Origin of the sequence: Flavobacterium sp., from assembly GCF_049590715.1 — a bacterium.
Lineage (GTDB): Bacteria > Bacteroidota > Bacteroidia > Flavobacteriales > Flavobacteriaceae > Flavobacterium.
The window spans coordinates 1-10232 of record NZ_JBAWDL010000115.1 but is presented as its reverse complement, the minus strand read 5'-3'; the positions used below and the strand labels follow the sequence as shown (position 1 = coordinate 10232).

The window sequence follows — 10232 nt, the reverse complement described above, 5'->3', positions numbered from 1 at the left end:
ATGTATCTTCCTGCCACTGCCATGGAGAAGGTTTCACTTAGTTTTAAAGAATATGATCCATCAAGAGCAAATTCATTTGGAGAGACTTTTCTAGTGTCTTCATTAGGTTCTCCAGTTTGTCTCAATTCAATTTCACCAAAACTAAAATAACGTAGACTAGTAGCAAAAGCGGAACGTTCGTTGATTCTATTATAGTATGTTAGTTGTCCAAGTGCAATATCATTTGCTAAATCAGTTAGATAGGGAGTGTAACTTAATGAAACCCCTTGTTTGTCTACTGCAAATGCATATTTTGCAGGGTTCCATTGTTGAGAAAAGGCATCAGCAGAGGTTGCAACACCAATGTCTGCCATACCGGCAGCTCTTGCGTCAGCTGAAACTGACAAAAAAGGGACTCCAGTTGTGATTACTCTGTTTCCTTGTGCAAAAACGGACGAAAAAGCGAGTAGGCAAGTAGTTAGAAGAAGTATTTTTCTCATTTTTTTATAAAAATTTATTTGACAAATATAGTGTTTTATTAAAGTATTACAAGTTTCTCTATTTTTTCAGCCTTTTTGTTTGATAGGTTTGATTTAACAGTTAGTTTATAAACATATACTCCTTTTCCTATTTTATTTCCAAAATCGTCTTTTCCGTCCCAAGTAATTTCTTTTGATAAAAACCCTTGAGTAGTAATGATTTGGTTTTTTGTCCAAACTACCTTACCTGTTATCGTGAATATTTGAATTTGTACCTCCAGCGGTTCAAAAGGTCTATTATGTGTAAACCAAAATTCAGTGTAATTTACAAATGGATTTGGGTAATTTAGTACATTGGTTAAAGTGATCGTTTCGTCACCTACAACTAAAAATTGTATTTCTGTTGTTGTAGGGTTGTTGTATACGTCCCATGCTTTAAATGTAATAGTGTGTATTCCTGGTGTAATATTTCGCAATTGGAAGCGTATAGATCCTTTTGTGTAATCATCTAAATTAGTTTGATAATAATCGTTCAATATATATGGATTGCTCACATCTCCATCCAATACAGCTGTAATATCATGTCCTATTCCGCTTGCAGTGTTTATACCGTTTTCATCTTCAAGTATAGCAAATATAAATGGAGAAGAATTGGTAATTCCACCTGAAACAAAAGTTTGGTCATTCATATATAACTTAACAATTGGGTTAATATTGTCTGAAGGTGCATTTTCATTTACACCTCCAATATTAATACTAGTGTCGTATCCTGTTCTGTTTTCAAGTTGTTGGTTTTGTTTTGCGTAAAAACTGATCTTACCATTTCCTAAAGGAATCCTTATATCTCTAGGAACTACAAAGCTGAATTCAAATTGACCATTATTTACGGAAGAATTACCTCTAAAGATAGTTTCTCCTAAAGTGTTGAAATCCATAGGAGGGCTGTTTCCATCATTGTTTAATGTTTTTTTGATAATTGTTTTGTCAAAAATTTTAGTAAAAACTTCCCCCGTATAATTCGGAAGTATATTGTTGTTTTCATCAACTACTTCTCCAGTTATTTTTATTTTATCTAAAGATTTAAAATTATCTATAGGTTGTGAAATTGGTGTGTCATTTACTTTTGTTAATCTGATTTTAGGTTTAGGAACGGCTAACATAATGGCAGGGTCGCCAATGTAAAATACAACGTTTGATGATGCGCTTGGGTCGCTGTTTTTGGCTAATCTGAGTGCTTCTGATATCGTTGTGTATTCATCGGAATCGTATGATAATAGGTATTTAATTATGGTGTCGTTAAAGTTCTCAGCATTAGTTTGAGAAATTGACCTAATAGTTGATAACATTGCGATAGCGCCTCCCTTAGGATTCCAAAAGGTGTATTCGCCTGCAGTAGGTCTGCTGGGGTCATCAAAACGAGAAAAGGCACAGGTTATTGTGATAAATAAAGGGTATTTGTATTGATTATTTAAATTTTGGCCATCTGATTTCTCCCACATTCGCTCACTGGATAGTCCATCTTCTCCTCCATGACCTATATAGTTAAATATTAATGCTCCTCTTTCAAAAGCGTTAAAAAAATCTGCTCTTGCTTTTGGATATCTATTTCCTCCAGCAGAAGTCTCTTGAGTATAAGAGTCAAGTATTATTTTTTCAGCATTAATAAAAGGTTTTTTGGTTGTAATTAAATCTGTTAAATTGTTTTGTCGGATTTGCAGTGTTGCGTCTGTTGCTCTATCAGCATCATCAGCAATCATGACGTAATTGTTTCTCCAGATACCATATGATTTTTCGTCATAGTACTCAACGACTTTGTTGATCATTTCCGCCGCTTTTTGAGTGTCGGATAATATCATTCTTCCTACAGCTATATCAATTCCTCCAAAGGAATTGGTTAGGTTTCCTTCGCTATCATCCATGTATCCGTAAAAATCATCTGAAGCAAATGACGATTCACCTACAGTATTTCCTAATAAAGCATGGTATATTGGGACGATGTTAGTATTGTTTTGAATTCTGTTCTTGTAGTCATAAGAAGCGTCTCCAAATAAGTTTATGTATTTTAATTTTTTATCAATTGAAGAGCTATTTTGGTAGATGTATTTGATGCAATTTCTTATTGCGGCGATATCTTGTTTGCCAGAAGAGAATTCTTGGTAAATGGCCTCTAGCGTTATTACTTTTGTGTTAAGGTTTGAGTTGGAACGATGAAAATTAGCTAGTTTTTCGGCTTGATTGGCTAAAAAACTAGGTGTTATAATTACATAGTCAATGTCTTGAAATTGTCCTTGGTTATTGTAAAATACAGTCCCTTTAATGTTTTGATTAGGGATTTTTGCGTTGCTTTCTTTTGAGGGGCTTAAATAGTCATTATCCAGAGCAATGTATTTTTTGAGAGTACCTAGGTTGGTTTTGAAAGAAAATGAGTCTTGATTAGGGTTGGTGTATTTTTGAATGTTGTAAATATCGGTTATATCCCAGACTTCTGATATTGTTCTAGCGTTTGAGAGGGTGTAATTTGCAATTCCAAGATTAGAACTCGATAAATTGTTTTGAAAATGGAATTGTTTACCAAATCCTTTTAAATTTCTTTTAGTGATGAGTTGGATGTAATCTAGATACCCTTTTGATCCTGCAACGCTATTATTGTTATAGGTCAGTTTTATGTTAATATTATCGGCTCCTGTGCAGCTGGTGTTTAAGGTGTTATAAGTGTATTTTGAAGTACCTGAAGATGCTATTGCAAATAAATTAAGTGTTCCAATGTCGATATTGTTAGCTGTTACTTTAAAAGTTGTTGCTGTGTATGCTGCTGCGCCTGCATGGATTTTTATACTTACTGGAACTGAAGTATCTATGTTGGGGCAATTGAATACAAACTCTTGAGTGTTTTTTATTTCAAAAGACTCTCCAAACCATTGTCTGCCGAGGTGGGCAATGTTGTACAGGTCTACCTCATGATATTGTGTGTCGTCAAAATTGGTTATATTGAGCGTAGGTGATCCTGATGGTTGCGTTGTTTCAGGAATTCTTTTTCCCTCTTCCCCTCCTTGTATGTTTATGTAATAATAGGATTTGTTATCGTAAATATTTACAGACGTTTGGCTTTCGGAACTCCAAGTATCTGTTCCTTCACCGTAAAATATGATATAGTCTCCATTATCGAATTTACCGTCGTTTTCGCCAATAATTTGAATTGCATTTTCTGTTAAGTCGAAAGGGTAATAGGTTTGATTGGATAAAGGAAGCATTCTTCCTCCGTTGCCAAACAAGCGGATGTTTTTGGGGTTTATATTGTTTATGTTGATTCCAAGTTGTTGAATGAAATTTTTGTCTAATTTGTATATTCCTGATTTTTCAATGTAAAAACGGTACCAATCACCAGAGGCTAATACTGAGTTTGTGATGGTTTGAACACTTGAGGTTTTATTTGTAACGTTATTTCTTGAAAAAGTATTTTTGGTATTTACATGGTATGTGAAAGATGTTATTTTTTTAAAACCAAATTCATCTTTAATTATTGGCGAAAGAGTTAAAAAAGATTGAAGAATTTCTCTTGATTTGGAATTTATTACTGAAGCGGATATTTTAGAAGGAATATTATCGAGATTGAGTTCTCCGAGTTTTGAAGAAGAGATGTTTTCATATATAATATTGGTTATTTGAATATTCTTTTCGTCATAAGAAATGTTTTCAGGTAGTTTTAATACAAAGTGTATGGTTTTGTTCGAAATGTCAAATCGAAAATTAGTTCCTGAAAACTGAGGGCTATTTATTTTAAACTGTCCGTAATCAATCTCGGTTTTGTCGATCCAATTAATTATAATATCTCCTTTAGACTGCGAAATGACTGAATAAGATAGTAAGAATATATATAAGGAAAATATTTTTCTCATTTAATAGTTAAATAGAAGGTTGGTTAAAATGATAATAATGGGTAAAAATAAATCATTTAATGTGAAAATAAATAATAAATAGTATATTTTTGCGTTGATTTTATGTATTTCAATAAAGCGGAGTATCATTAATAATTTTTTTTTATAGGTGTTGTCAGTTAATGGTTAATTATTATATTGCACCACTTAAAAATATTACCTTAAATAAAGTATGAAAGTAAACAAAAGTATAATCGTGCGATTTGTTTTAGCTATGGCACTGATTGTTGTGGGTTTTTCTAGTTGTAGTAAAAAATCTAGTTCGAATGGCTCTTCAAGAGCAACAGGTTGGAATGTAAGTGGTAAAAAAGGGCCAGCTAATAAAAAGCAAATTGCGGGTCCAGGGTTAGTCTTTGTAGAAGGAGGGACTTTTACTATGGGTAAAGTGCAGGATGATGTCATGCATGATTGGAACAATACGGCAACGCAGCAGCATGTCCAATCATTCTATATGGATGAAACGGAGGTTACTAATTTAATGTATTTAGAATATTTGGATTGGGTGAAAAAAGTTTTTCCACCTACTGAAGAAAGTTATAAGTACATATATGTTGGTGCATCACCTGATACCTTAGTTTGGAGAAACAGATTAGGTTATAATGAAACGATGACTAATAATTATTTAAGACATCCAGCTTATGCTAATTATCCTGTTGTAGGTGTTAACTGGATTCAAGCAGTGGAGTTTAGTAAGTGGAGAACAAACCGCGTAAATGAAGCTATTTTAGAAAAAAGTGGTTATTTGAAAAAAAATGCTAAAACTGATGAGGTTGATGGTGATAGTACATTTGATACGGAAACATATATAATTAGTCCAACTTCTACTTATGGTTCTAAAAATGAAGATGTGGTTTTGAAAAAGCCTCAAGGTAGAAACGTTAAGCCTAAAAAAGGAGAAACTTCTGAAGAAAAAAATGTGTATGCAACGCGTTCTTCAGGAATCGTTTTGCCTGAATATAGATTGCCAACAGAAGCTGAGTGGGAATATGCTGCCGCAGCTGATGTAGGACAAAGAGAGTACAATACCTACAAAGGTCAGAAAAAATATCCATGGTCAGGAAGTTATACTCGTTCAGGGAAAAGACAATCAAAAGGAGATCAATTAGCTAACTTTAAACAAGGAAATGGTGATTATGGTGGAATTGCAGGGTGGTCAGATGATGGAGCGGATATTACTAATGAAGTAAAGAAGTATCCTGCTAACGATTTTGGATTGTACGATATGGCAGGTAACGTTGCAGAATGGGTTGCCGATGTTTATAGACCAATTATTGATAACGAAGCTAATGATTTTAACTATTTTAGAGGTAATATGTATACCAAAAATAAAATAGGAAAAGATGGAAAAATTGAAATTGTTACTAAAGACATGATTAAATATGATACGTTGAGTAATGGTAAAATTATGCCTAGAACTTTCCCAGGTCAAATTGCTCAAGTTCCAGTTGACGAAAAAGAAACATATTTGAGACAGAATTTCGATAAGAGCAATAATATTAATTATAGAGATGGGGATAAGCAGTCTACTATATTTTATGATTTTGGTTCTTCTGAAACGAATGCTGATAAAGCGAAAGAAACTATGTATAACTCACCTAAACATAATGTTGCTGTGGATAGTTTAGGAGATATGGTTAGGAAATATGATAGGTCAAGTAAAAGAACTACCTTAATTAATGATGAAGTAAGGGTTTATAAAGGGGGCTCTTGGAAAGATAGAGCTTACTGGTTGGATCCTGCTCAAAGAAGGTATTTTCCACAAGATATGGCGACAGATTATATCGGATTTAGATGCGCCATGTCAAAAGTAGGGCCTAAATCTGAAAACAAAAAGTCTGCTAGGAATTAAAACTACATTATAAAGAATAGTCTCAAAACCAAAAGTGATTGAGAATTGAATATTATGATGTATACTCCAATAGGAGCCATATATAAACTAAAAAAGAGGCTATTTCACTATTTTGTGAGACAGCCTCTTTTTTTAAATAAAATTTAAAATGGATATTAATCACATTCATCACCTCTTTTTGAAATCGAATGGAATTTCAATTGATACTCGTAAAATAAGTGAAAACTCAATTTTTGTTGCAATAAAAGGAGAGCGTTTTGATGCAAATACTTTTGCAAAAGAAGCCCTTGATAAAGGAGCTTTGTGTGTTGTTATAGATGATGCTTCTTTCTATATTGATGAAAGAACAATTTTGGTAAATAATAGTTTGGTTGCTTTGCAGCAATTGGCGAGCTTCCATCGAGATTATTTGAATATACCTATAGTTGCACTTACAGGAAGTAATGGTAAAACAACTACAAAAGAATTAATTCAAGTTGTGCTTTCTAAAAAATTTAAAACAAAAGCAACAGTTGGTAATTTGAATAATCATATTGGTGTTCCTTTGACTTTGTTGAGTTTTGATTCTGAAACAGAAATCGGGATTGTTGAAATGGGAGCTAATCATAAAAAAGAGATTGAGTTTTTGTGCCAATTAGCAAAACCTAATTTTGGTTATATTACGAATTTCGGGAAGGCACATTTGGAAGGCTTTGGTGGTGTTGAAGGTGTGATTCAAGGTAAAAGTGAGATGTATCAATACTTGTTAAGTAGTGATGGTTTGGCTTTTGTGAATTTAGAAGATATTATTCAAGTTGAAAAATCTAAGACTTTAAAAATCTATTCTTTTGGAGTTAATAAAGAAAATGCAGATGTTAGTATTGGTACTGTTCGTGCAAATCCATTTGTAGAAGTTTCTTGTCAAGGAGTTTGTATTTCGTCTCATTTAATAGGTCTTTATAATGCTAATAATTTAAATGCGGCGCTAACGATAGGGAAGTATTTTAAAGTAGATGACTTGGCAATTAAAGAAGCTTTAGAAGTGTATGTGCCAGAAAATAATCGTTCGCAATTAATGACTAAAGGAACTAATGAGATTATTTTAGACGCATATAATGCTAATCCTAGTAGTATGGCTGTTGCTATTCAAAATTTTGTTCAATTAGAAAAGCAGAATAAAGTAATGATTCTAGGTGATATGTTTGAACTAGGTGATGAGAGTCTTGAAGAGCATAAAGCTATAGTAGAATTGGATTTGATTGGTGATGTGATCGATTGTTATTTTGTTGGTGAGGCTTTTTATGAGAATAGAAATGATAAGCCTAATTTTAAGTTTTATAAAACTTTTTCAGATTTTGAAAATTATTTAAAAGAGGCTTCTATTTCTAAAAGTATGATTTTGATAAAAGGATCCAGAGGAATGGCTCTTGAAAGAACCTTGGATTTCTTGTAGTTCAGCATTTTGGTTTTTAAATAATTTTAACCATTAGGAAATTAAGTTGGGTACTGGTCAAACTTAGTTTCTTTGTGGTTTTTTTTTGCAGTCTTTTTGAAAACTTGCCTAATCCTCAACTTTTGAACGTGATCCTATTAAACTGAAAAAATTAATTTTAGACCCTTAATGCTCGATAGTTAATTAATAATGTTAGAATTTTATTTTTTTCTTCAAAGGTTAAATCATAACTACCCATCGAAATAACATCTACTTTACTTATGGAATTTACTATTCCATAAAATTTAATAGCTCCGTATAAATATGAAACGACTCGTTTGTGAAAATTTTTGAAAATCCAAGTTCTTCTAAATTTTCAATTTCACTAATTGAAATCGCAATTTTTTTATTTGTAAAAAGAAATTTTTTAGATTTTATTTCTTCTCTTTCTTCAATGACTTCATTTACGAGAAAATCTCCAAAATCTTCTGGTTTATTGGTATCGTTATTTATCATATTAAATGTAATTTGGGAGTTGAACTGGTGTTGGAAATTTGATTTTATGATCAACATCATTAAGTAAATTTATTTCTTCAATTCCTAAAGGTGTTTCAGGGTATAAAACAACTAAATCTTTCGTTTCTTTAATATTCTCAAATTTGTATTTTTCAATCATTAATGTCCGATATAAAGTTTAAATCAAATTCCTCTATAATAATCCAATATTTTAACACGAAGTAAATATTCATATTTTGTATTATTTAGATTGAGGTTGGCATTATCCATACTATTTTTACTAGTAATATATTCTACTATATTAGATACACCGTTATTAAATCGAACTTCATTGATACGAAAAGATTCTTCAAAAGCTACAACTTGATTTAATACAATTTGGTATCGATTGTAGGCAGATTCCATATTATTATATGCATTTTCAATAGACTGTTTTAATAGCAACTTTGTGTTTTCAAGTTCAACTTTTGATTCTTCTAAGACGATTTTTTGTAACAACACTTCTCTTTTTGCTCTAAATCCATTGAATAAGGGCATTTTTACAGATATACCTGCAACCGAACTCAAATTACTTTCAAATTGATTGTTATAATTTATTCTATGCCCTTCAAGGGTTCTTTGGTTTCGTAAAACGGGATGATTTTGGTTTCCAATAGTTACAAAATCTCCCGTTTCAGTAACAGAACTTCCAGTTGCTGTAAATAGTTGTGCAACGCTTGAATAGTTTGTATTTAATTGTCCGAAAAATGATATTTCAGGAAAATAATTGGATTTAGCAATCTTAATGCCCAAATCTGCTGCGTCAATTTTTAACTCCTTGGATTTGAATGTTGCCAAATTTCGTAAAGCATCATTATAAACGTCTGAAGCAGAAAATGGATATATTTTGGATGGAACCAAACCAAGAACATCCTCAAAGGATTGTTCAAAAACAGTATCTAAGTTCAGTAGGACAATCAGATTTGATACAGCCAATTTTAAAGTATTATTTGCATTGACAATTGCAACTTCATCGTTGGCATACTGCCCTTTCATATCTGTATAATCTGCAGGGTTTCCAACCTCTTCTTTATAATAAACCTCAATCCTTTCCAGCTGTTTTTTGGTTGTTTCAAGCCTTGATTTTGCAAGTTCCAATAAATCACGACTGTTTAGAATTTGTATGTAGCGCAAGGAAACTTCTAAAACCAAATTTTGTTTTGCATCTTCTATTTCCAATTCTGATACCTGAAGGTTGAATCTTTTTTGTTTAATGCTATTTAATATCCTAAAGCCATTAAAAATAGGGGTGTAAATATTCAATCCCGCATTTGAAAACGTGAGTTCTTGATTGATATAATTATTAGTATAGGGATCAATACTACGTCCGTTATTCATTCCAATAGTGTAATTTAGATTCAAATTAGGAAGCAAATTTGATCTCGATTGATTATAATTGATTTCAGAAGTCTGTGTTGATAGTTTTGATTTTTTTAAATTCAAATTATTTGAAAGCGCTATTTTTATACAATCGTCCAAGGACAATGGCTTTTTCTGTGTGTTTTGAGAAAATCCAATGGCGCAAGATATCACTAAAAGAATGATGGAGAATATTGCTTTCGTTTTCATGTGTATCAAATTTATTCAGCATTTAATATATCCATTGGTTTTTTTCTAAGAGATTTCTGGGTGTTATATACTATTACCAACAAGGTTATCAGAAAAACAGAAAAGAATGCTAAAGAAAAATGCCAAAAGTTTAAGCTTATCCTATATGGAAAATCATTTAACCAATCTTTCATAACATAAATAGCGATAGGAATGGCAATTAAGCTGGCAACAATTAAAACAGTCAAAAACTCCTTTGCCAATATCCAGAGAATTACAAACCTGTCAGCGCCTAATACTTTATGAATGGCAATATCTCGTATTTTCAAAAAGGCAATAAATGAAGAGAGCCCTAAAATACCAATATATGCTAATAAAATAGCTAAAAATGAAAATAGCGTAAAAACACTCTGGTTACGGTCATCGTCAATATATTGTCTTTGAAATTTATCTTTTAAAATAAAATAGTCAAAAAG

8 protein-coding genes are annotated in these 10232 nt (G+C 32.0%); 2 read left to right on the top strand and 6 right to left on the bottom strand.

Going from position 1 to position 10232, the window contains the following annotated elements:
• The coding region (locus WBQ70_RS05370) for a PorV/PorQ family protein (RefSeq protein WP_423911474.1) at positions 1-479 on the bottom strand (479 nt) is incomplete at its 3' end.
• A gap of 38 nt (positions 480-517) precedes the next feature.
• Positions 518-4354: a type IX secretion system sortase PorU gene (porU, locus tag WBQ70_RS05365; RefSeq protein ID WP_423911473.1), complete on the bottom strand. Its 3837-nt coding sequence runs from the start codon at positions 4352-4354 to the stop codon at positions 518-520.
• A 211-nt stretch (positions 4355-4565) separates the two neighbouring features.
• Between porU and gldJ the strand changes: the two genes are divergently transcribed.
• Together gldJ and WBQ70_RS05355 are read left to right on the top strand one after the other, a co-directional pair.
• Complete coding sequence (gldJ, locus tag WBQ70_RS05360) at positions 4566-6242, top strand: gliding motility lipoprotein GldJ (RefSeq protein WP_423911471.1); 1677 nt, start codon at positions 4566-4568, stop codon at positions 6240-6242.
• A gap of 148 nt (positions 6243-6390) precedes the next feature.
• Complete coding sequence (locus WBQ70_RS05355; RefSeq protein ID WP_423911469.1) at positions 6391-7674, top strand: UDP-N-acetylmuramoyl-tripeptide--D-alanyl-D-alanine ligase; 1284 nt, start codon at positions 6391-6393, stop codon at positions 7672-7674.
• 270 nt (positions 7675-7944) lie between these two features.
• On the opposite strand, the gene WBQ70_RS05350 is transcribed toward WBQ70_RS05355, so the two are convergent.
• The 4 genes from WBQ70_RS05350 to WBQ70_RS05335 all read right to left on the bottom strand — a co-directional run.
• Positions 7945-8169, bottom strand: coding sequence for a hypothetical protein (locus WBQ70_RS05350; protein ID WP_423911467.1), 225 nt, complete (start codon positions 8167-8169; stop codon positions 7945-7947).
• A gap of 1 nt (position 8170) precedes the next feature.
• On the bottom strand, positions 8171-8329 hold the full coding sequence (locus tag WBQ70_RS05345; protein ID WP_423911465.1) for a hypothetical protein: 159 nt from the start codon (positions 8327-8329) through the stop codon (positions 8171-8173).
• A gap of 23 nt (positions 8330-8352) precedes the next feature.
• Positions 8353-9777 carry a TolC family protein gene (locus tag WBQ70_RS05340; RefSeq protein ID WP_423911463.1) on the bottom strand — a complete coding sequence of 475 codons (1425 nt, stop codon included), beginning with the start codon at positions 9775-9777 and terminating at the stop codon, positions 8353-8355.
• Positions 9778-9788: 11 nt separating this feature from the next.
• Positions 9789-10232: ABC transporter permease (locus WBQ70_RS05335; protein WP_423911462.1), on the bottom strand; the 444-nt coding region annotated here is incomplete at its 5' end.